The sequence below is a fragment of the Polynucleobacter yangtzensis genome (assembly GCF_001595965.1).
Taxonomy (GTDB): Bacteria; Pseudomonadota; Gammaproteobacteria; order Burkholderiales; family Burkholderiaceae; genus Polynucleobacter; species Polynucleobacter yangtzensis.
This window is the reverse complement of the sequence record NZ_LOJI01000001.1, coordinates 259,106-279,492: the sequence shown is the minus strand read 5'-3', so window position 1 is coordinate 279,492 and position 20,387 is coordinate 259,106. Positions and strand designations below refer to the sequence as shown.

Annotated in this window: 22 protein-coding genes and 1 tRNA gene; 13 read left to right on the top strand and 10 right to left on the bottom strand. The window is 44.0% G+C overall.

The window, feature by feature from the left end:
• Positions 1–120 precede the first annotated feature (120 nt).
• Entirely contained in the window at positions 121–798 is a 678-nt protein-coding gene (gene dprA, locus JaK3_RS01465) for a DNA-processing protein DprA (protein WP_068320021.1), read from the bottom strand.
• Between the two features lie 89 nt (positions 799–887).
• Between dprA and def the strand changes: the two genes are divergently transcribed.
• The 9 genes from def to JaK3_RS01420 all read left to right on the top strand — a co-directional run bounded on the left by def (position 888) and on the right by JaK3_RS01420 (position 8,852).
• Entirely contained in the window at positions 888–1,403 is a 516-nt protein-coding gene (def, locus tag JaK3_RS01460) for a peptide deformylase (protein ID WP_068320019.1), read from the top strand.
• Between the two features lie 8 nt (positions 1,404–1,411).
• On the top strand, positions 1,412–2,410 hold the full coding sequence (gene fmt / locus JaK3_RS01455; protein WP_068320012.1) for a methionyl-tRNA formyltransferase: 999 nt from the start codon (positions 1,412–1,414) through the stop codon (positions 2,408–2,410).
• A 2-nt stretch (positions 2,411–2,412) separates the two neighbouring features.
• A complete protein-coding gene (gene htpX, locus JaK3_RS01450) occupies positions 2,413–3,279 on the top strand; it encodes a zinc metalloprotease HtpX (protein WP_068320010.1) in 867 nt (288 codons plus the stop codon).
• A 1-nt stretch (position 3,280) separates the two neighbouring features.
• Positions 3,281–4,597 carry a 16S rRNA (cytosine(967)-C(5))-methyltransferase RsmB gene (gene rsmB / locus JaK3_RS01445; protein ID WP_068320007.1) on the top strand — a complete coding sequence of 439 codons (1,317 nt, stop codon included), beginning with the start codon at positions 3,281–3,283 and terminating at the stop codon, positions 4,595–4,597.
• Positions 4,594–5,175 (top strand): DUF4390 domain-containing protein, encoded by a 582-nt coding sequence (locus JaK3_RS01440; protein ID WP_068320005.1) that lies wholly within the window; start codon positions 4,594–4,596, stop codon positions 5,173–5,175. The genes rsmB and JaK3_RS01440 overlap by 4 nt, the downstream gene beginning before the upstream one ends.
• Positions 5,172–7,481, top strand: coding sequence for a sensor histidine kinase (locus tag JaK3_RS01435; protein ID WP_068320004.1), 2,310 nt, complete (start codon positions 5,172–5,174; stop codon positions 7,479–7,481). Before JaK3_RS01440 ends, JaK3_RS01435 begins: the two co-directional genes overlap by 4 nt.
• Positions 7,482–7,483: 2 nt before the next feature.
• A complete protein-coding gene (locus JaK3_RS01430) occupies positions 7,484–8,167 on the top strand; it encodes a response regulator (RefSeq protein ID WP_068320002.1) in 684 nt (227 codons plus the stop codon).
• A 93-nt stretch (positions 8,168–8,260) separates the two neighbouring features.
• Positions 8,261–8,336 (top strand) — tRNA-Phe (locus JaK3_RS01425).
• A 120-nt stretch (positions 8,337–8,456) separates the two neighbouring features.
• The gene (locus JaK3_RS01420; RefSeq protein WP_015422222.1) at positions 8,457–8,852 is read left to right on the top strand and encodes a COG4315 family predicted lipoprotein; all 396 of its coding nucleotides are present in this window, start codon (positions 8,457–8,459) and stop codon (positions 8,850–8,852) included.
• A 204-nt stretch (positions 8,853–9,056) separates the two neighbouring features.
• Here the strand turns inward: JaK3_RS01420 and JaK3_RS01415 are convergent, their stop codons facing one another.
• From JaK3_RS01415 to JaK3_RS10810, 4 genes are all read right to left on the bottom strand, one after another.
• Entirely contained in the window at positions 9,057–9,926 is an 870-nt protein-coding gene (locus JaK3_RS01415) for a DUF6268 family outer membrane beta-barrel protein (RefSeq protein WP_068320000.1), read from the bottom strand.
• 291 nt (positions 9,927–10,217) lie between these two features.
• Entirely contained in the window at positions 10,218–11,141 is a 924-nt protein-coding gene (locus JaK3_RS01410) for an MBL fold metallo-hydrolase (RefSeq protein ID WP_068319995.1), read from the bottom strand.
• 369 nt (positions 11,142–11,510) lie between these two features.
• Positions 11,511–12,305 carry an energy transducer TonB family protein gene (locus tag JaK3_RS01405; RefSeq protein WP_205627472.1) on the bottom strand — a complete coding sequence of 265 codons (795 nt, stop codon included), beginning with the start codon at positions 12,303–12,305 and terminating at the stop codon, positions 11,511–11,513.
• Between the two features lie 28 nt (positions 12,306–12,333).
• On the bottom strand, positions 12,334–12,426 hold the full coding sequence (locus tag JaK3_RS10810) for a MucR family transcriptional regulator (protein ID WP_240480849.1): 93 nt from the start codon (positions 12,424–12,426) through the stop codon (positions 12,334–12,336).
• Positions 12,427–12,493: 67 nt separating this feature from the next.
• Here JaK3_RS10810 and JaK3_RS01400 point away from each other — a divergent pair, with 67 nt between their 5' ends.
• From JaK3_RS01400 to JaK3_RS01390, 3 genes are all read left to right on the top strand, one after another.
• Complete coding sequence (locus tag JaK3_RS01400; protein WP_068319979.1) at positions 12,494–13,432, top strand: chromate resistance protein ChrB domain-containing protein; 939 nt, start codon at positions 12,494–12,496, stop codon at positions 13,430–13,432.
• The gene (locus tag JaK3_RS01395; RefSeq protein WP_068319974.1) at positions 13,429–14,604 is read left to right on the top strand and encodes a chromate transporter; all 1,176 of its coding nucleotides are present in this window, start codon (positions 13,429–13,431) and stop codon (positions 14,602–14,604) included. Before JaK3_RS01400 ends, JaK3_RS01395 begins: the two co-directional genes overlap by 4 nt.
• A gap of 258 nt (positions 14,605–14,862) precedes the next feature.
• On the top strand, positions 14,863–16,137 hold the full coding sequence (locus JaK3_RS01390) for a tyrosine-type recombinase/integrase (RefSeq protein WP_068319970.1): 1,275 nt from the start codon (positions 14,863–14,865) through the stop codon (positions 16,135–16,137).
• A gap of 16 nt (positions 16,138–16,153) precedes the next feature.
• On the opposite strand, the gene JaK3_RS01385 is transcribed toward JaK3_RS01390, so the two are convergent.
• From JaK3_RS01385 to JaK3_RS01370, 4 genes are read right to left on the bottom strand one after another with little or no spacing between them, the layout of a single operon-like run.
• On the bottom strand, positions 16,154–16,753 hold the full coding sequence (locus tag JaK3_RS01385) for a hypothetical protein (RefSeq protein WP_068319968.1): 600 nt from the start codon (positions 16,751–16,753) through the stop codon (positions 16,154–16,156).
• Positions 16,754–16,762: 9 nt separating this feature from the next.
• Positions 16,763–17,059, bottom strand: coding sequence for a hypothetical protein (locus tag JaK3_RS01380; protein WP_068319966.1), 297 nt, complete (start codon positions 17,057–17,059; stop codon positions 16,763–16,765).
• A 10-nt stretch (positions 17,060–17,069) separates the two neighbouring features.
• Entirely contained in the window at positions 17,070–17,741 is a 672-nt protein-coding gene (locus JaK3_RS01375) for an AAA family ATPase (RefSeq protein ID WP_068319965.1), read from the bottom strand.
• Between the two features lie 54 nt (positions 17,742–17,795).
• Positions 17,796–18,605, bottom strand: a complete 810-nt coding sequence (locus JaK3_RS01370) for a hypothetical protein (protein WP_068319961.1) — start codon at positions 18,603–18,605, stop codon at positions 17,796–17,798.
• A gap of 136 nt (positions 18,606–18,741) precedes the next feature.
• Between JaK3_RS01370 and JaK3_RS01365 the strand changes: the two genes are divergently transcribed.
• Positions 18,742–19,521, top strand: a complete 780-nt coding sequence (locus JaK3_RS01365; protein ID WP_068319959.1) for a hypothetical protein — start codon at positions 18,742–18,744, stop codon at positions 19,519–19,521.
• Here JaK3_RS01365 and JaK3_RS01360 read toward each other — a convergent pair.
• Positions 19,513–20,079 carry a tyrosine-type recombinase/integrase gene (locus JaK3_RS01360; RefSeq protein ID WP_068319957.1) on the bottom strand — a complete coding sequence of 189 codons (567 nt, stop codon included), beginning with the start codon at positions 20,077–20,079 and terminating at the stop codon, positions 19,513–19,515. The two genes, JaK3_RS01365 and JaK3_RS01360, sit on opposite strands and share 9 nt — an antisense overlap.
• Positions 20,080–20,387 lie beyond the last annotated feature (308 nt).

Genomic DNA, 20,387 nt, shown 5'->3' with positions numbered 1-20,387 from the left:
AACTGCATACCCCTTTTTTATTATTAACCGATAAATTAAGAAAAGTCCAAAAACCCCAATTTTTTGCCTATTTTGGTTGCAACAGATTGCCTATTTTTATAGCAAAACCTTGCTTTAAAGCTATTTAAACGCGGTTTTTAGGGAAAAATCGAGCTCCTCAAGTATGTCACTGGTCCTAAAGGCCAGTTTTGCGCCTTGTTGAATCAGCAGGTGACAACCTATTGAATTGGGGTTGCTTACAGGGCCAGGAAGGGCGAAAACCTCTCTTCCCAACTCTGCAGCCAAGCGCGCCGTAATGAGAGAGCCCGACCTTTTTGCCGCTTCTATGACTACAACGCCAAGCGATAGGGCTGCAATGATGCGATTTCGCCTGGGAAAGTGACATGCCTTTGGGCCCGTCCCCATAGGCAACTCAGATACCAGTAGCCCCTGTTGTCCAATGGCCCTAGAGAGGCTGATGTTTTGACGGGGATAAACAAGGTCTAAGCCGGTACCCAGTATGGCGGCGGTAAAGTGGCCCGGCCCAAGCTCAATAACCGCATGGTGGGCCGCGCTATCAATGCCCATTGCCATCCCAGAAACAATGAGCGCCCCCGCCTTGGATAAACCCTGTGCAAGGTGGCGAGCATTTTTTAAGCCTTCTGGGCTGGCTTTTCTAGAGCCGACGATGGCAATCATGGGCTTCTTTAAAAGACCCGCATCCCCATATATATAGAGCGAGTCTGGAGGGTCATATAAATCGTGAAGACGGCGAGGGTAGTCAGCACTTTTGCGATCGATGCGGATGGCGTTGGTCATTACAGGCGTTAATTGCATAAATCAATTTTGTGCCTTAGGGGAATTAGAACAATCAGGACAGACTGATAGCTCTGTTGGATAATTCTTATATGGCCTTGTTAAACGTCCTTTGTTATCCAGATCCCCGCCTGCATAAGGTTGCAAAACCGGTTGCACAGGTTGACGCTCGCATTAAAAAAATTGTCGCTGATATGGCGGACACTATGTATGAAGCACCCGGTGTTGGCTTGGCGGCAACCCAGGTAGACATACATGAGCGCATCGTAGTGATCGACGTATCTGATGAACAAAACGAGCTGATGGTTTTTATTAATCCGGAAATTGTTTGGGCAAGCGAGGAAACGAAATCTTGGCGCGAAGGTTGTTTGTCCGTCCCTGAGTTTTATGATGAAGTTGAAAGACCAGCAGAAATCCGAGTTAAGGCATTAGATGTTAACGGCAAAGAATTTGAAATAAACGCTGATGGTTTGTTAGCGGTTTGTTTGCAGCACGAGTTAGATCACTTGCAGGGAAAAGTATTTGTCGAATATTTATCAATCCTCAAGCGAACTCGTATCTCACAAAAAATGAAGAAGCGCGCTAAAGAATTAGTAGGTCAGCGCTAAGCGCCCCAATGAAAATTGTCTTTGCTGGAACCCCAGAGTTTGCTGCGCAAGCCATGCGTGCAATCCACACTGCTGGGCATGAAATTGTTTTGGCTTTCACTCAACCGGACCGCCGTGCTGGCAGGGGTATGCATTTACAAGCAAGCCCGGTTAAAGAGTTTGCTTTAGAAAACAATATTCCGGTATTGCAGCCCGAAACTCTAAGGCGCACTAGTGTTGATCCACAAAAAAAAGTACAAGCTGACGAAGCCTATGAGCGCCTCTCCTCAATCGAGTTTGATGCCATGGTTGTTGTTGCATATGGCTTGATCTTGCCCCAAGAAATTTTGGATATTAGCGAACGACCCGGAAGATTTGGCAGCTTTAATATTCACGCTTCCTTGCTTCCGCGTTGGCGTGGTGCTGCGCCAATTCAGCGGGCGATTGAGGCCGGAGATGCAAAGACTGGTATTTGCATTATGCAAATGGATGCAGGTCTTGATACTGGTGATACCGTTTTAGTTTCTGGTCTTGATATTGCCCCCGATGAAACAAGCGCAAGCTTGCATGATCGATTGGCACAACTTGGGGCAGATTCGATCGTGAGCGTCTTAGATGCTTTGCAGCAAAGTAAAAATATGAACCGGGTGCCACAGCCAAACGAAGGCATTACTTATGCTGAAAAAATACTAAAGAGCGAAGCAGAAATTGATTGGTCCTTAAGTGCAAAAGAAATCGATCAACGCATTCGTGCCTTTAATCCTTTCCCTGGCGCTACTGGTCAGGTTGGTGGTTTGGCGTTGAAGCTTTGGGATTCCAGAATTCCGGAGATCGGGGCGGTAGGCTCAACCGGCAGCGTTGGTGATGTGCTTGGGTTCAGTGGTGATGGCGTATATATTCAGTGTGGTCAAGGTGTCGTCGAGGTTATGCACATGCAAAAACCTGGGGGCAAAAAAATTGACGCTAAAACCTGCTTACAGTCGATTGGCGTTGATCAAAAACAGTTGCACTTTTTGTCAAAGGAGTAGAAATGTTTAATTTTGCAAAGACTGCTGTTTTGATGGCAGCCATTACTGCGTTATTTATTGTGGTTGGTGGCATGCTGGGCGGCGAGCAAGGCATGTTGATGGCTTTGTTGATGGCTGTCGGTATGAATTTTTTCAGCTATTGGTTTTCTGACACCATGGTATTGAAGATGACTAATGCACAACAGGTGGACGAAAGATCTGCGCCCCAGTTTTATGCATTGGTGAAAGAGTTGGCCGAGAAGGCTGGTTTGCCAATGCCTAAAGTATTTTTGATTAATGAAGATGCGCCGAATGCATTTGCAACGGGACGCAATCCAGAAAACGCTTCCGTTGCCGCAACAACCGGCATTCTAAAAATTCTCTCGAATCGTGAGTTGCGCGGCGTTATGGCCCATGAGCTGGCGCATGTTCGCCACCGAGATATTTTGATTTCAACAGTGGCTGCAACTATGGCAGGTGCAATTTCTGCATTAGCAAACTTTGCGATGTTTTTTGGCGGGCGCGATTCAGAGGGCAGACCCAACAATCCAATAGCGAGTTTGATGGTGGCGATATTGGCGCCAATAGCGGCAAGCCTGATTCAGATGAGTATTTCACGAGCACGGGAATATGAGGCTGATCGTGGTGGTGCAGAAATTAGCTCTGATCCAGAGGCTCTTGCGCATGCACTAGAAAAAATTCATAACTATGCCCAAGGTATTCCATTTCAGGCTGTTGAGCAACATCCAGAAACTGCACAGATGATGATTCTGAATCCTCTTAGTGCTGGCGGCCTTGCGCAACTATTCTCAACCCACCCCCCTACAGAAGAGCGGGTGGCACGCTTAATGCACATGGCTAAAAACGGGGAATACCCCGGAGCAAATTAATTTGACCGACCAAAAAACACCACGCAGTCTCCCGCTTTCAGAAGCAATCACTATTGCAGCACAAGCAATCGGTGAGGTAATGAGCGGAAGATCGCTTACAGAAGTCTTGGATCAACTTGAGCCGCATGAGCGACCTATCGTTCAAAGCCTCAGTTTTGATGCGCTACGAAAGTGGGTGCGCTCGCATGAGTTAATCAAGCAATTTATTCCAAAGACTCCGCCGCCTGAAACAGATCACTTGCTAAGCGTGGCAATCGCTTTATTTTTGCAGGATGCAACAGAGGGCAAAGGATATCCAGCGCATACCATTGTTGATCAGGCTGTGAAGGCGTGTGGCGAATATGACAAGACCATGTATGCCAAGGGGTTGATGAATGCGGTTCTACGTAAGGTCAGCCTCTTAGTGCAGCCGCCCGAAGGTGATAGGCGTTACCCGCCTGACCCCATTCCAATGTATGTGCCCGCATGGTGGCGCGCAAATTTAAAACGCAATTACTCTAAACAGTGGCAAGCGATTTTGTTTCAGCAGGCTAAGCGCGCACCATTAATTTTGCGTGTCAATCAACGGCAATATACGCGCGAGCAATATCAATCATTGTTGTCTGATGCTGGCATTGCATCAAAACCAATTGATGAAGTGGCTGGTATTGCTTTGCCTTCTGCGCTTTTAATTCCAGAAGCTGTACCTGTTTCTGATTTGCCAGGTTTTTATAGTGGCGCTGTATCTGTCCAAGATGCGGGAGCTCAGCTTGCTGCAATTTTGTTAAACCCACAAGATGGCGAGCTAGTGTTAGACGCTTGCGCAGCTCCCGGTGGCAAAACAGCGCATCTATTAGAGCTTGCCGATTGCTCAGTGCAGGCTTTGGAGTTAGATGGTGAGCGGATTGGAAAGATTGGCGGTAATTTAGATCGCCTTCGCTTGCATTCTGACAAGGTAAGAGTGCTTCGTGGAGATGCCTCTAAAGCTGCATGGTGGGATGGCATTCCTTTTGACAAAATTTTGCTCGATGCGCCCTGCTCTGCTTCGGGGATTGTGTCTCGCCATCCAGACATACCGTTTTTAAGACGTGAGGCTGATGTAAGGGCCCTGCAAGAAAGGCAGCGCGGTATTCTGAATCAGGCGTGGAAGATGCTCAAACCAGGGGGCGCCCTCCTATATGTCACATGTTCAATATTTTTTGAAGAGGGTGAGGATCAGGCCGCTTGGTTTGCTGAGCAGCACCGCGATGCGGTACGATTAGGCGCTCCAGGTCAGATTTTGCCTGGTGAACTAAACGACGGTTTTTACTATGCTTTGTTTAAGAAAAATGGGCCATGAGCCAAAGAATTAAACAATTCCTCTTTTTGTTCTTGATGGTTTTGGGAATTTTCTCAACCACCGTGAGTGCAGAAGGTATCAAGATCAAATCCTTTGAGTTGGAGAGGTCTGATAACGACTGGCTTTTGAGCGCTACGTTTCAGATTGAATTATCCCCGGGCCTAGAAGATGCAGTACAAAAAGGTGTGGTGCTGTATTTTCAGACTGAGTTTGATTTAACGAGATCTCGCTGGTATTGGTTTGATGAAAAGCCAGCTCTTGTACAAAGACAAACCCGTTTGTCATATCAGCCCTTAACGCAGCAGTACCGCATTGCTTCCGAGGGCTTTACTTTCTCAGCTAAATCGATGTCTGAGGCGTTACAAGCAGTGGGCAGTATTGGTGGATGGCGTGTAATGGAGAATTCACAACTAGACCCAGGTAAATCCTATACGGCTAGTATGCGCATGAACCTAGACCTTAGTAAGCTGCCAAAACCTTTTCAGGTCAACGCGCTAAACAACCGTGATTGGAATGTTTCTAGCGATTGGTATCGCTTTCCGTTCTCTTCAAATGGCCCCAACCTGATTAAACGATGAGATCTATAGCGTCCCTGCTGGACTCGGGCTTTTTTACATCAAAAGCATTGGGTAAAAAAGTTGTACCAATCACGATTGGTTTAATTGGTGTATTCGCTTTATTGCTTTTGGTTTTGTTGGCAATAGCCTCATCCAATACTGAGTTTTTTGATAACTACTTCATTTGGTTATATGCCGCAAATGTTGTTATTGGAATTTGTCTGACTTTAGTTATTTTGACTCTAGTGGGTGTGATTGCAGTGCGTTGGTATCGAGGTCATTTTGGCACGCGTTTGATTGCCAAGCTAGCGATGATTTTTGCTTTGGTTGGCATTGTTCCCGGTTTAATTTTGTACGGCGTTTCTTTGCAGTTCGTATCCCGCAGTATTGAAACCTGGTTTGATGTGAAGGTAGAGTCGGCATTGAATTCTGGCTTGGAGCTGGGGCGTGTGACTCTGCGTGTTGCTCAAGAAGAGATTTTGGGCGAAGGTAACTTTATTGCCGAGCAGATTGCACTGGTTCCAGCGGGCGCATCTACGGAGCAAGTTGCGACTATGGTTATGAAGATTCGTAACCAGTTTGGTATTCAGGAGGTGAGCCTCTTCAATATGCAGCGTAATTTGATTCTTACTAGTGAGTTAAAGCCCAAAAAATACTTTCCTCCGCCTAGTGCAGATGTGGTTGCTGAAGCCTTTAAAAAGAAAGGGACCACCTTCTTAGATCAGATTGAAGTGGATGGCGGGCAGCGTGGCTATCGTATTAGAGCAATCGTTCCTGTAATACGAAAAAAATCGATTCATAACAAATCAGATTCCAGTAAAGATGCGGATGATAAATATTTTTTACAGCTGGTGCGCTATATCCCTGCCCCATTGGCAAAAAACATTTTTGCGGTTGAGTCTGCCTATAGTGAGTATCAAGAAAAATCATTAGGGCGCACAGGTTTGCGCAAGATGTTCGTCGGAACTTTAACCCTCACACTCTTTTTCGCGGTATTTGTTGCAATCACCTTGGCGCTCATGTTGGGTAGGCAGTTGGCCCGCCCACTCCTAATGTTGTTGAGGGGTACGCAGGCGGTTGCCCAGGGTGACTTGTCGCCTAAGCCCGAGTTAGATACTGGCGATGAGCTAGGAATGCTTACGCGCCAATTTAATGTCATGACAAGGCAGTTGGCAGATACTCGGACCTCTTTACAAGAATCTAAGGCATTCTTGGAGCGCGTGCTGGGAAGTCTTACTGCAGGCGTATGTATTTTTGATAAAAACTACAACGTTGTTTCTAGCAATGCAGGGGCTGACCGAATTTTTGGTCAAGACCTCACCCAGCTTGACGGAAAGCCCTTAAGTAGCAGCCCTGCTCTACAAGAGTTTGAGGGCGCCATTAAAGAAGGCTTTGCCACCATGAAGCTGGCTGTAGTTAGCGAGGGTGACGCGGGACAAAATGCCAAACAAACCAATGCGCCTGTATGGCAAAAACAAATTCAGCTACACAGCACCAATGAGTTTGAAAATGAATTAGGCGTTACCTTATTTGTGCGTGGCACAGAGTTGACTGGTGATTTACGAATGGTTGTCTTTGATGACATTACCGATGTGGTGAGCGCACAAAGATCGATTGCATGGAGTGAGGTAGCAAGACGCCTTGCCCATGAAATTAAAAACCCTCTTACACCTATTCAGCTCTCTGCTGAAAGACTGCAACATAAGCTTGCTGGTAAGTTAAGTCCTGAGCAAGAAGAAATGATTAATCGCAGTACTGAAACCATCATTGGCCAGGTGCAAGCCATGAAAGAAATGGTGAATGACTTCAGGGATTTTGCCAAGACGCCAACCCCTCAATTGAAGCCGGTTTCTATTAATACACTCACTTCAGAAATTTTGGGGCTTTATGAAGGTAGCCCATTGAAAACGAAGTTGGATCCAGCTTGCCCAAATATTATGGGTGACCCAACCCAGCTGAGGCAGGTAATTCATAACTTACTCCAAAACGCTCAAGATGCTACTCTTGAAGGCCCAAATCCCACCAGTCCAGTAGAGGTAAAAACAGAGTTGGTGCCTTATGGTGAGCATAATGGCGTTGTCCAAAATGCGGTGCGCTTAACAATAAGTGATTGTGGGGTTGGATTTCCAGCTAAGATATTGGCAAGAGCCTTTGAGCCGTATGTAACAACTAAGAGCAAAGGCACTGGATTAGGTTTGGCAGTGGTGAAGAAGATTGTTGATGATCACGCTGCGAAAATTGAAATTAGAAATCGTATGCAGGGCGATGAAGTAGTTGGTGCGCAGGTATCAATATTGTTTATGAATCTAGCAAAAGAGGCAGCCTAAGCATGGCTAGTATTTTGGTTGTTGATGACGAGATGGGAATTCGCGAGCTTCTCAATGAGATTCTGACGGATGAAGGCCATACTGTGTACGCTGCAGAAAGCGCAATACAAGCGCGTACGATTCGCGAACAAATGCGACCTGATTTAGTGCTGTTGGATATTTGGATGCCTGATACCGACGGCATTACTTTATTAAAAGAGTGGTCTAACACTGGCCAACTCACAATGCCTGTAGTCATGATGTCTGGCCACGCAACAATTGATACCGCTGTCGAAGCAACTCGAATTGGCGCCCTCAATTTTTTAGAAAAGCCGATTGCCCTACAAAAGCTTTTGAAGACGGTTAGCAAGGCTTTAGAGAGCTCTCCTAAGTATGTTGAACCCGAACAAGAGCGTGCTGTTCAGGCCAACACAAATGCGGTAACAACGCCAAAGCAGGCTGTTGTCGAATCAGCTCCAGCACCTGCCGAGGGTGAATTCATCAGCGGAATAGCAAAAACGTACTTTGACCTGCCGTTAAGAGAGGCTAGAGATCTATTTGAAAAAGCGTATTTTGAGCATCAGATGCAAATCATGGGTGGCAGTATGACCAAGATTTCTGAGTACACGGGCCTTGAGCGTACCCACTTGTATCGCAAGCTAAAGGCGCTTGGAATAGATACCTCGCGGAATAAAGGCGAGAGCTAGACCCCCTTTAACCATGGGCATGAAGCCCATGAAATTAAGCAAATCCCCCAAATCAAGGGCGCTTAAAGCAAATTCGTTATAATTCCAAGTCTTGGCCTGGTAGCTCAGTCGGTAGAGCAGAGGATTGAAAATCCTTGTGTCGGTGGTTCGATTCCGCCCCGGGCCACCAAGAAACACCAAAACCACCTTCGGGTGGTTTTTTCATGCCTAGCCCCTTAGTTTTAATCACGTCATACTTCAAACATAAATAACCAGTAGAGTGTTAACTTAACTTTTAAAGGGGATCTACATGAATCGTATTAAGGGCGTATTAATTAGTTTGATCGCTGCTGCTACATTAGCTGCATGTGCGTCGATGACGGGCGGAGCCATGGCGCCATATACCAAAGTAAATGATGGCATGTTAGTAGGTAGTAATAATATGACCCTGTATACCTTTGCCAAAGATGCGGCTGGTTCAGGTAAGTCTATGTGTAATGGCCCATGTGCCACCAACTGGCCACCACTATTAGTTGATGGTAGTCCAGCAGTGTCTGGCGATTATTCTGTAATCACTCGTGATGACGGCAAAAAGCAATTAGCATTCAAAGGAATGCCCCTGTATTTCTGGGTTAAAGATACCAAGCCAGGAGATAAGACTGGAGACGGCTTCTTAAATGGTGCTTGGAAAATTGTGAAGATGTAATAGTAGCAAGCAGGATTAAGCATCCTAGGCCCAGGCCGATTCCGCCCCGGGCCTCCAAGAAACACCTAAACCACCTTCGGGTGGTTTTTGTTTGGAGAATTGCGTATGGGGCGCCTGATTAAGAAGTGTCCTTTAAAAGGACAAATCAATTAGACATCCCTGCGTCAGTCGATGTCGTTTTAAACGACAAATTAGACGCTGAAATCAAAAACGCTTAACGAGGTTTAGAGCGACTGCGGGAGCAGTTCTGTAATTGGTGCTAAGGGCAGTATTGCCGTTGGTGTTAATGGCAGTCACACTTCCTCCCATATTGGCAAGGGCGTAAAGATCTAGGGCTGTGGTTCTATCAATCGCATAGGAAAACTTGGCAAATACGGGAATGAACTTGTTTTGACCAACGCCACCAGCGTAAGGGCCTGAATCATTTAGGCGAAAGCGATAGCTATTATAGGCTGCACCGCCCGACACTTTAAAGTCACTAGTAACCTTATAGGTTAGCTCCAGACCTGCGCCACCCGCTGGACCACCTGGGAATGGATTATTTAGATTCCAGCGATCAGAGATCTTCCAATCAATCACAATAAATGGAAATACTCGGTTCGTATCAATCTGGCGAAAGACGCCAGTACCCAGGCCTAGATTTAAGGTGGGCGAGAGTTGTTTTGAGCCATTAAAAATAGCGCCATAAGTAAGGGAGTTATTTAGATTGGCGCCAGTCTCTGCAGAAGACTCTATTGTGGGAATAAAGTTGAGCCTCCAATCAGAGTCGAGTTTGTGAGAATAGCTGAGGCCCAGTGCCGGAGTGCTAATCGTCGTCCATGGACTCTTCCCACCATAGCCGTAGCTATTCATATTGCTCCAGTTCCAAAACTGGCTGCCATAGCGAACAGAGACGCCAATTGAAGTTGCCGCTGAAATGGGTTTCAGCAAATTGAGCGTGGCGCCAGCACTAGACCACCCAAAATTCCCACCCGTATTTAGGCTGGTATTAAATTGGTTTATTCCCGTAACACTAACCGTAGCCTTAATAGCATCATTTTGTGCGACTCCATCAGGTTGGGCATGGCCTACCATAGGAATTCCAAACCAGATCAGGGATATGCTTAAGGTGGACAAATATTTTTTCATGGTCTTAGGATAACTGTTTTCTAGAATCCAAGGCTGTATAAAAAGCAATAATAAGCCTCTAATATTAAAAATATCTATTTAAACGACAGTTATTATGTCTAGATATCCTCTGCCCTGGTTCGATTCCGCCCCGGGCCACCAAGAAATACCAAAACCACCTTCGGGTGGTTTTCTCATTTGTTAGCTAAAGCATTAACGCAGTTCGACTTTGCCTGTCGCTGTCGTTTTAAACGACATTTACTGGGCCTCTAACCTAAGATATGTTCTGCTGATATTTCCTTTGTGTAGTTCATTAAAGTTCGCTAACTTTTCAAATTGGGGGGCATTTGATAAGCCCTTAACGGCGGCTTCAACACCCGCCATTTCCTCAGCGTATTTTTTTGTTCCATCAACAAGAAACTTCAGATAGTCGCCTGTTTGTCTCTTTGCTTTGTTTAGATCGCAAATATTGCCATGTCCAGGAACAATTACCTTTGGATTAATAGATTCAATCTGATTAAAAGCATCTAACCATGTTGAGGCATTACTTTGCGGCAAAACTCCTAACAATCTATCGACGTATATATGGTCTCCCGAAAACATGATGTTTTGGTCTGGAAGATACACCACGACATCGCCTTCAAAGTGAGCGTGATTAAGATATTTAATCTGAACTTTTGTGCCACCAAGATCCAGAGCAACATCATTTTGAGTAATTGGTTTTTGAGCATATGCTGGTTTAGTTCCGTTAAAGCGATCCTTTAAAACGGCTTTAACCGAGTCTACTTGCCCGCCCGCCATCAATTTTTGCGTGGCAACCGTTTTACTAAGAGCAATCACTTCAGCGCCTTGCGATATAAAGTAATCATTGCCTAACCAGCGATGGTCTTGAGAGCCTGTGTTGATGACCCATCGTATTTTCTGCGCAGTTATTTTTTGAACCTCTTTACTAATTAGCTCCGCTCCTTGTTTTGATGCGCCGCTATCAATCAGTATGACTCCATCCTTTGTAACCACAACCCCATAGTTGGCATTTAGACCTTGGTTCTCATAAGTTCTACCGCCAATTTCACCAATCAAGGCATAACTAGATTCATTAATCTTTTGGCTTTTAAGGGTTTGAGCATATGATGCTGAACCGAATGTTGCTACCAAAAATATAGTTAAGAAAAATTTTGTCATAGAAAGTCCATATTGAATGGCTCTATTATTAGTGATTAGTTTCTAAAAGGTAAGCCTTAATACCCCTCACATTAACTATTTTTGTATGAAATGAAGCAACTTATGGATTTTTTAAAATGACAGTCTAGAAATAGAGTCAGACATCCTCGGCCCTGGTTCGATTCCGCCCCGGGCCACCAAGAAACACCAAAACCACCTTCGGGTGGTTTTTTATTTGTTAGCGTCTAGAGACAGGACGCCATTAGTCTCGGTTAGCCCCATCATGAGTCGTCCCTTTAAAAGGATAAATCAAGTTAGCATCCTTGCGTCAGTCGATGTCGTTTAAAACGACATTACAAATATATGCGTATATACGTATATATAGAAACCTTACTTTCTTTGATTAAGTTTTCCTGAGCTCCATATGTCTAGTTGCCGTTGAGCTTCAGCAGTGATGCCATCAATAGAATCTTGGGGTAACTGCTTAAGGCATTCTGCCAAGGCTTCGGGGCTGAGTTTTTCAGCAGACTTGCTCTTCTTGATTTCTTGCGGTGATTTGCCATCCCAGGCAAATGGATTGCCAAACGCTGGTGTATCAGGCAGGCAATCATCCCTGTAAATTGGGGCATCATTTGTAGCAAATGGCGTAAATGAAATGGTTCTCTCAAAAATAAGTGATTTCCCAGTTGGCGTGGGCGGCAAAGCAGGCATAGACTTCATTGCCTTTCTCGCCAATTGCTCTGCTTTGTCCGATGTTTTCCAAAGTGTTTCCACTTTAACGACAGCGCCATTCGGAGCAATTTCAATTCTAAATCTCACTTGCCCTTGGTCTGGCCCCTCAACAGCAGTTCCCATCATACTTCGCACTTGCTGACCAAAGGAATGGCGATAGCCTTTGCTATTTTTGAGTGTGTACTTTGAGGCAAAAGCCCACTCTTCTGCTGTTGGCGCTAAGGGAGCGGCCAATGATACTGGCTGTTTATCGATGTTTTGACTGGCGTTTAAGTCATTATTGGTTTTAGCGATAGGCTCTTCAAGCTGAACCTCAATGATGTCTGGATTTTTATCTTTGGGTTTTAAGTGGGTGAAGCCTTCATATGATGTCCACAGCAGAAATAGCCCTAGGTGAAGAGCGATGGAGAGCCAGATAGCGACGGAGCGCATAGGCGCCGGTTGTTTGGTCAATTTAGAGGCTTAGACTGTATCGATTGCGTTATAGGTTTGCTTGTTGTCCATACATCATGTCATGGCTAGCTAGGTGCCGTTTAAGCGTCTTAATCAGAATAGGCTGCCATTGATGAGTCATTGATTTGTCGTTTTAAACGACAAATCAATACTTGTAGTATTTAATACATTAATGTAGCATATATTACATGAACAAGTTCTATGCCCTCATCCTATCTTTGCCTACTTCCAGCCCTACGGAGCGGATGCGAATTTGGCGTTCTTTAAAGGCTTCAGGCGCCGCTGTTCTGCGAGATGGTGTATATATTTTGCCAAATGATAAGCAACACAAAACAACATTCGAGCTTGCTTCAGAGCAAGTATTAAGTGCGGGTGGTTCAGCTTATGTAGTGACTATTGAACAGCCGACAAGCGAAAGTTTTAAATCGTTGTTTGATCGAGCAGAAGACTATGCCCAATTAATTCAGCAATCTAAGGCTCTGATTAAAAAACTTAAACCCAAATTAATACTTGAACAAATTAAAGAAGCGCGAAAACTTCGTAAGCAATATGAGGCATTAGTAGCAATTGATTTTTATGTTGGTGAATCAAGCAGACAAGCTAATCGTGTTTTAGAAGAATTGGAGCTTGCGATTGCTGCCATTCAATCTCCAGGTGAGCCGCATGCCATTCAGCGAAAAATTACCAAGCTCAATATCAAGAACTATCAAGGCAAGAGGTGGGCAACCCGCTCTAGACTTTGGATTGATAGGCTCGCTAGTGCTTGGCTTATCCGTAAGTACATCGACCCAAAGGCATCATTTATCTGGCTTAAATCAATAAAGGAGTGCCCTAAGACCGCGTTGGGATTTGATTTTGATGGCGCTACCTTTACCCATATAGATGGCCTAGTGACATTTGAAGTGATTGCCCAAAGTTTTGGAATTGATGATGCGGCTATTAAGCGTTTGGGCGCTGTGATTCATGCTTTGGATGTAGGTGGTATTCAACCAGCTGAAGCGCAAGGTGTTGAGGCAATCATTGCGGGGTTGAAGGTATCCACTAAAACCGATGATCAATTGCTCGACAAAGCCAGCGGTGTATTTGATGCCTTGGTAGGCGCATTTACGAAAGAGGGTGTGAAATGAGCAATTCAATAGAACAACTCAAACCAAGTTATTCACTTTGGCAATTGGTTATCTATATGCTCAAGTTGGGTACTTGGGGTTTTGGAGGACCGGTCGCTTTGGTAGGTTATATGAATCGAGATTTAGTGGAGAAGTATGGCTGGATAACTGAAGCTGATTATAGAGAAGGAATGGCCTTAGCTCAGATGGCCCCTGGTCCAATGGCTGCACAATTAGCCATATATCTTGGGTATGTGCATTACAAAATTCTTGGAGCAACTTTAGTAGGTATTGCATTTGTGATCCCCTCATTTTTTATGGTGGTTGCTCTAGGATGGGCATATGTGGCTTATGGAGATTTAGCTTGGATGCAGGCAGTTTTTTATGGCGTGGGTGCCGCCGTGATTGGCATCATTGCGATTAGCGCCCAAAAACTCACTAAGAAAACGATTGGTAAAGATAAGTTATTGTGGGCAATCTTTGTAGTGATGGTGGTAAGTACCGTCATCACTCAATCTGAAATTGCCTCACTCGTCTTTACTGCAGGCCTTATTACTTTATTTGTTAAGGCGCCACCAAAGTGGTTTAAGAGCGGTGGACTGAACTCCATTGCCGTTACTCAAGTACCAGCATTTACGAGTATTTGGGGTAGCTTTGATCTTTCACTTCTAAGTCAAATTGCCATCTTCTTTACAAAAGCAGGCGCCTTTGTATTTGGTTCGGGATTAGCCATCGTGCCATTCTTATATGGCGGTGTAGTTGTAGAGCATCAATGGCTAACTGAGAAACAGTTTGTCGATGCGGTGGCTGTTGCAATGATTACGCCAGGTCCTGTAGTCATCACTGTTGGCTTTATTGGATATCTCATTGCTGGCTTTACTGGTGCCAGTGTTGCGGCATTGGCCACTTTTATTCCTTGCTACTTGTTCACTATTATTCCAGCACCTTACTTTAAGAAATATGGCAAGAATCCGAGTCTGGTTGCTTTTATTGACGGAGTAACAGCCGCCGCAGTTGGTGCTATTACTGGTTCAGTCATTGTGATTGGTCAGCGCTCTATTGTGGATATTCCGACTGCTGTATTGGCTATTGTGACGACCGCATTGCTTTGGAAATACAAGAAACTCACTGAGCCGGTGGTGGTAATTGCGGCCGCTTTATTTGGTCTAGTGTTATACCCAATGTTTCGTTGAGTAGTTTTAGAAACTTCATTAAAGAAGTTAACATTATTGGTGGCAGATCTAATTTAGCCGCAATGGATGTTGATAATTTAGTGAAAGTCTTAAAGCCTGTTTATAGAGAGACTTATGCAGAAAAGGTCGAATAAAAGGTTAAATCAAGACTGCGCTTAGCCATAGAAACGTCCTTTAAAAGTACGTTTCTTGTTCAGGTTGTCCAACTCTAAGTCTGAAAATAAAATAGCGGTATGACAACGGTAATCTGCCCACAAAGTGACTAAGGTAATTAAAGTACCCGAAAGCCACCTAGAGGTAATCTCCTCACCCCAGCAAGATTTCCAACCCACAGCCCTAAGTCAGCTCAAATACGCAGAGCCCACAGAGCTTTATCTGCGTGATGGCGACGTAGTTCTCTTTCGCAGGCCAAATAGCCCACTCTGGCAATGTCGTTTTAAACGACATGACAACACATGGGACAGAGTCTCAACCAAGCAAGCATCAATTGAGCATGCTGTCAGAGTTGCCTGTGATTTATATGATGAAGCTAGATTTCGCCAGCGTCTAGGGCTTGCGCAAAAAGCACCCACATTCGCAGAAATAGCGCACGCCACACTTTATGAAATGCGGCGTGATTTGGGTGAAGGAATTGGAAAGAGTGTTTATCTAAGTTACATCACGTGTATTGAGAAATACTTTTTACCTTACTTTCAGGATAAGCGACTAGAAGAAATAACTTATACAGACATTCATGAGTTTGAGATTTGGCGTAATAGGCAGATGCGGCTAGTACCCAAGTCCAGCACCTTAATGAACTTTGCCAGTGCTTGGACAAAGTTACAGCAGACAGCAGTTAATAAAGGTTGGATTAGTGAGAGGGTGGCAATCCCAAAACTAACAACACGAGGGCACAAAGGCAAAACTCGCCCAGCATTTAGCCGAGAAGAGATGGATTATTTGTTGGGGTACATGAAAGATTGGATTAATCATGGCAGATTGGAGATAGAGCAATTAACCCGCCCATTATTAAGAGACTATGTGGAGATTTTGTTTTACACAGGCATGCGGCATGGCACCGAAGCATTGAATATCTGCTGGAACAATATTGAATGGCATACGCAAGGAGATAAAAAATATCTACGTATATGGGTTAGTGGCAAAACAGGTGGCCGTTGGTTAATTGCTAAACATAAAGCTATAGATGCTCTCAAGCGATTACATAGTAGACAGCTAGCCGTTAAAGATATTTCATTTGACAGATTATTTGAATCACGTGCGCCTAATCGTATTTTTGTATTTGCTGATGGACACCAGCCAGCACGAATTGACGGAGCGTTTAAAAGACTAATGAGAGATACTGGTTTGGGGTTAAGTCAGGATGGGCAGATGCGTACTTTGTATTCATTGCGCCATACTTACGCCACTTTGGAGTTACTTGAAAATAAGACTGATATTCATACTCTAGCCAAACAAATGGGAAATAGCGCCGCCATGATTGAGCGACACTATTCCAAGCTAACCCCTACGATGGCTGCTGAGCAATTGGCCTAATGTGCTAGAGAACAATCTATTCAAGCCATTTAGCAGACTTGTACCAACCCTTAATTTTTTCTTCTAAAAATTTTAAGGTTGGATTTGCAAAATTTAAGAAGCACTCAGATTTAAGTAGCTCCGTAGAATCTTTCAATGATGGATCAATTAACTTATTTTTGTTTACAGTTTTTTCAAGATCCTGAGTTTGTTTGATTAAGCTCTTTGCTTGCTTTATAGAGTTAACAGTATTGTATGTTTCTTGGCAAATGTCCCAAAGTTGATCCAAAGATTCTTTAGTTAAAGTTAAATGATCAACAATAACTTCACTATGTGTTAGATCAAACATAACATTACGTTTGGCATCGCCACCTAAACGTAATACGGTATTCATATAACACGGTCCATGGTGCCAATGACCTATGACTGAATTAAGGCTAAGACCACTATGTACTATATCTAAGACATGACTGAATTGATGAATATTTCCCGCATAATGACCATCGGCTTTATAAAAACCAGCAGATTTGGTTCCTAAAAATTTCTTTACATTGCTCGGCGTGGGTAGTGTGTAATCAATGCCGTGACGAAAAAAAATAAACTTAACTTCTTTTTCATTTCCAATAAGCTCTCGCATAGTCGCCCCTTAAGCAAGTTTAGAAATAACTTCGCCTGTGTAATTAGGCAAAATCTGTACTTGAGCGCCACTCAAATTGATTGAGCGAAACCCTTTTTTAAATTCCATGTCAAACCATGCCAGCTTTGCTTTAGCACAAAGTTCCTGACCCAAAACATGAAAAGAGTTCTTGCCATTAGCAAGCTCGATCACTCCATTAATATTTGCAGAGCGATACTTTGCATTTGTAACGCGAATCGCATAAGCATTAGTAACTTCAGTGTGTTCTGCTGCAATAGCATTTTTGCGTGTGTGTGGTGCTGGCATGATTTTCTCCTTAGTTAGCAGCTTGATTAGATTTGGCTCGACGTGCTTGACGAGCTACGTTGTTAATGACATTACGTAGCGATCCATTTGCCCCTTTGATAGTCGGAATCAACTCTTCGTCGTTTAAAACGACATCGTGAGCTGCGACAACCTTGTGAGCTATTGGCAGATAGGTTTCTGGATCAGCAGCATTCATCTCAACTAAAATGCAGCGATCAAGTAGGCCTTTATCTAGCTTAGATACGCTATTGGTGGTTAATACAAATACGCCACGTGTTGTATTCAGAGATGACTTAAGACTTTCTTGTGCCTGTTTAGTCAGAACATCCACCTCATCCAAAATGATGTAATGCTTGCCGCTGGCATTTAATGATTGCGTCGAAAGAATCTTGTCAATTGTTTGCGAAACCTGAACGCCATTTAAGCCTTGGCGACAGCCGATGTATGACTCAGGCAATGCCTGAACATGTCCAGTTGTGCCTTTTTCAATTGCATTGGGAAGCATATTGGCAAGCGTGGTTTTACCTGTGCCATAAATGCCGTACAACAATACGCCGCTCTTGCCTGCATATGGCAAAGGTTGTGCACCAGTCACAACATCCTTAATGCGCAGGCGTGATTCTTCATTGCTGTAAATGAAGTCATCGGGAGTTTTAGGGCTAATTTCATCTTGATTAAACATGTCTTTTCCTCAGTGATGGTTGGTGGCAACCTGTAGCAGTTGCCACCAGGTTCGTTAAGCCGCTACAGGCTTTCCATCCGCATCGTTAGCGGCCTCAATTTCTTTTTTCGCTTGAGCTTCGATTTCCTCAGCTTTTGCATACGCGGCTACATAAGCTGCTGTCAAAACACCTGAAGAGCGAAGTACTGCGTAAACTCCAAATGAACCATCTGGTTGTTGATTGCCCAGCATTACGCAGTCATCTCCCATGTGCTCAGCGTCAGCAACATGCGATAACAGCTCGGACTTAGCAAAGCCAATAAAGAAGCCACGAGAAGCAAGACGTTCCTTCATGATCTGCGCCTTCTCAGCGGGCGAGATGAAAGTCTTGCTTTGAGAAAGGCGAATTTCTTGTACGCCACCCATCTCGTCAATCCAAGCTGCTAAGTTTGAAACGCCAACACGCTGCTTTTTGGATTCGCGCAGCACTAAGGAGTAGCTGCTGATGCGACGACGGTTTTCCATCCCAAAGACAGCGCGAAGTACGCGAGTCTCAATGGGTGTTTCCTTGTTGTAACGCCAGCCACGCTCTTTGTAGAACTTTGCTAATGAGTCTGAACGCTGCTTAGCTTCAGCAGAAGGCAAGTCTTTGCAGAATGCTTTGCAATCTTGTAAAACTAGATACAGCTCCTCATTGCTTTTACGCAAAGACCCCTGCTCCCAGTGAATACGAGCCGCCTCCATTGCTTTGATGTCGGCAACTGAGTAATGCATAGGTGTTGCTGACACTTTTGCCATGACATTGCCAAATGTTTTGTCATCATTGGCTACTAGCGTAGCTGATGACACTTTTACTTCTACCGCTTCGTTTGCTAGAATTTCCATGTTGTTACCTTTCTTTTTCGTAACGCAGGTTGATAAAGTTTTTAAGAGGATTGCGTTACTTGTAAAAAATTCTAGAGAGCGTTTTAGCGTCTGAAAATTCGAAAAACCTGAACTATCAACTTTTCCGAACAAATAAATGGACTATTTAAATTTCTACAAAGGTTTCCCCGTCGAGAACGATGTATGGGGGTTTGATGTCGAGGTTGCCGCCTCTAAAGCTGAGGGGTCAATGTATGAAGCTTGGTTTAATGTGCTGAAGGCCTCCCATTGGTACGCTGAAATACAGTCAACCAGAAGATTTAGAAATGTGGCTATGGCTCATACCTATAGAAGGTTCGGGGACTTGAGCCAACTCAACTTTAAAGAATGGTGGAAGATTAGAGGGCACAGGATTTTTAAAGAAAAAGTTCCGTATAGAACAATTAAGCCCGTTTCACTTGATTACAAAATCAAACGATCGAATAAGGAACTTAAGCCATCAACTCTGGTATTGGAGATTCCGCTTAATTTGTCGCTCGATAAGTTAAAAGAACAATTCGATAAGATTTTGCGAGCTCAAGAAGAGTATCAAAATCTAAAGAAATACAATCGATGGGATGAAAGTACCGCCCCTACAAGACTTTTTAAAGACAATCTGAAATTTGGGTTCGATCGAATCAATCGCGATTTAAAAATCTATCTTGAATATCAGTCAGAATCACAAAAGCAAGGTTTTGTTGCATATAAGCTAGCGCAAAAATATGGCTTATTGGGGCACCTAAAGCCTGATGAAAAAGTAACTCCAGATGAAATGAAGAATCTTTTAGATCGTCTTGACTATGTTCTAGACACTACGAAAAAGTTGATAGCCAATGCAACTGTTGGAAGGTTTCCAGATGCAGGCTACTTTGAGCCTGCTGAAGATTTATTAGACTAATTCCACTGCCGCTTTCATCTGGTCTGGGCTGGAGTATAGATACCCAGCGGTAGTACTAATGTTGCGATGGCCCGCTAGGGACTTCAATATATGTATAGCTGTGCCCTTGTTTGCCAAGGAAGTTAAGAATGATCTTCTGCCTGAGTGTGAGCTGCAACCTTCAAGTCCAGCACGTCTATATAGAAAGTGAAAGTACTGTGTAAGCGTATTGGCTGAGAAGCCAGCTCGTTTTTGGGTATAGAACAAAGGCTTATTGGTATCGGTAACTCGTATCCATTTAACGTACTGAGCAATTTCTTTTTGCATACGGGCATTGATATATACAGTTCTAGCGTATTTGCCCTTAGTTTGTTCTGGCCTTAGGCGGATTTCATCTTTAATGGTTCCGCTGTCGTTTAAAACGTCGCAAATACGTAGAGCTGCAACTTCCCCCACTCGCATTCCTGCGTAATGGGTTAAAAGTAAGGCGCAGCGATTGCGGGCAGAATGCTTGCGTGTAGCGATGTGATCAAGAACTCTGCGTAGTTCTGTTGTGTTTAGTGTTTTTGCTTGTGACATATGTAGCTCCCAAAATGTAATAAATAAGCAGCTACAGTATGTTTTCTTATGTTTGGTTTGAGCAACCGAAAATGGCAAAACAAAGATCTTTTCAATTTCAATGACTTAGCTCTAAATGTAATAGTTTCATACTTCTATTACATTTCGTGGCTTAAATGCCACAGCTAAATCCTTCGTTTAAGCATATATATTTAGCCCTCAGCTACCCATGTATGCGGGTGAGCTAGATCACCGCTTAAACGAATAATTTGATACCCGAATGGGTCCTGTGCCCTTTAAAAATAGAGCTGCGAAAAATTTATATGAAG

Coding starts and splice junctions, on each gene's coding strand:
- dprA (WP_068320021.1), bottom strand. CDS start 798: ATGACCAACGCCATCCGCATCGATCGCAAAAGTGCTGACTACCCTCGC.
- def (WP_068320019.1), top strand. CDS start 888: ATGGCCTTGTTAAACGTCCTTTGTTATCCAGATCCCCGCCTGCATAAG.
- fmt (WP_068320012.1), top strand. CDS start 1,412: ATGAAAATTGTCTTTGCTGGAACCCCAGAGTTTGCTGCGCAAGCCATG.
- htpX (WP_068320010.1), top strand. CDS start 2,413: ATGTTTAATTTTGCAAAGACTGCTGTTTTGATGGCAGCCATTACTGCG.
- JaK3_RS01440 (WP_068320005.1), top strand. CDS start 4,594: ATGAGCCAAAGAATTAAACAATTCCTCTTTTTGTTCTTGATGGTTTTG.
- JaK3_RS01435 (WP_068320004.1), top strand. CDS start 5,172: ATGAGATCTATAGCGTCCCTGCTGGACTCGGGCTTTTTTACATCAAAA.
- JaK3_RS01430 (WP_068320002.1), top strand. CDS start 7,484: ATGGCTAGTATTTTGGTTGTTGATGACGAGATGGGAATTCGCGAGCTT.
- JaK3_RS01420 (WP_015422222.1), top strand. CDS start 8,457: ATGAATCGTATTAAGGGCGTATTAATTAGTTTGATCGCTGCTGCTACA.
- JaK3_RS01415 (WP_068320000.1), bottom strand. CDS start 9,926: ATGGTAGGCCATGCCCAACCTGATGGAGTCGCACAAAATGATGCTATT.
- JaK3_RS01410 (WP_068319995.1), bottom strand. CDS start 11,141: ATGACAAAATTTTTCTTAACTATATTTTTGGTAGCAACATTCGGTTCA.
- JaK3_RS10810 (WP_240480849.1), bottom strand. CDS start 12,426: ATGACTCATCAATGGCAGCCTATTCTGATTAAGACGCTTAAACGGCAC.
- JaK3_RS01400 (WP_068319979.1), top strand. CDS start 12,494: ATGAACAAGTTCTATGCCCTCATCCTATCTTTGCCTACTTCCAGCCCT.
- JaK3_RS01395 (WP_068319974.1), top strand. CDS start 13,429: ATGAGCAATTCAATAGAACAACTCAAACCAAGTTATTCACTTTGGCAA.
- JaK3_RS01385 (WP_068319968.1), bottom strand. CDS start 16,753: ATGCGAGAGCTTATTGGAAATGAAAAAGAAGTTAAGTTTATTTTTTTT.
- JaK3_RS01380 (WP_068319966.1), bottom strand. CDS start 17,059: ATGCCAGCACCACACACACGCAAAAATGCTATTGCAGCAGAACACACT.
- JaK3_RS01375 (WP_068319965.1), bottom strand. CDS start 17,741: ATGTTTAATCAAGATGAAATTAGCCCTAAAACTCCCGATGACTTCATT.
- JaK3_RS01370 (WP_068319961.1), bottom strand. CDS start 18,605: ATGGAAATTCTAGCAAACGAAGCGGTAGAAGTAAAAGTGTCATCAGCT.
- JaK3_RS01365 (WP_068319959.1), top strand. CDS start 18,742: ATGGACTATTTAAATTTCTACAAAGGTTTCCCCGTCGAGAACGATGTA.
- JaK3_RS01360 (WP_068319957.1), bottom strand. CDS start 20,079: ATGTCACAAGCAAAAACACTAAACACAACAGAACTACGCAGAGTTCTT.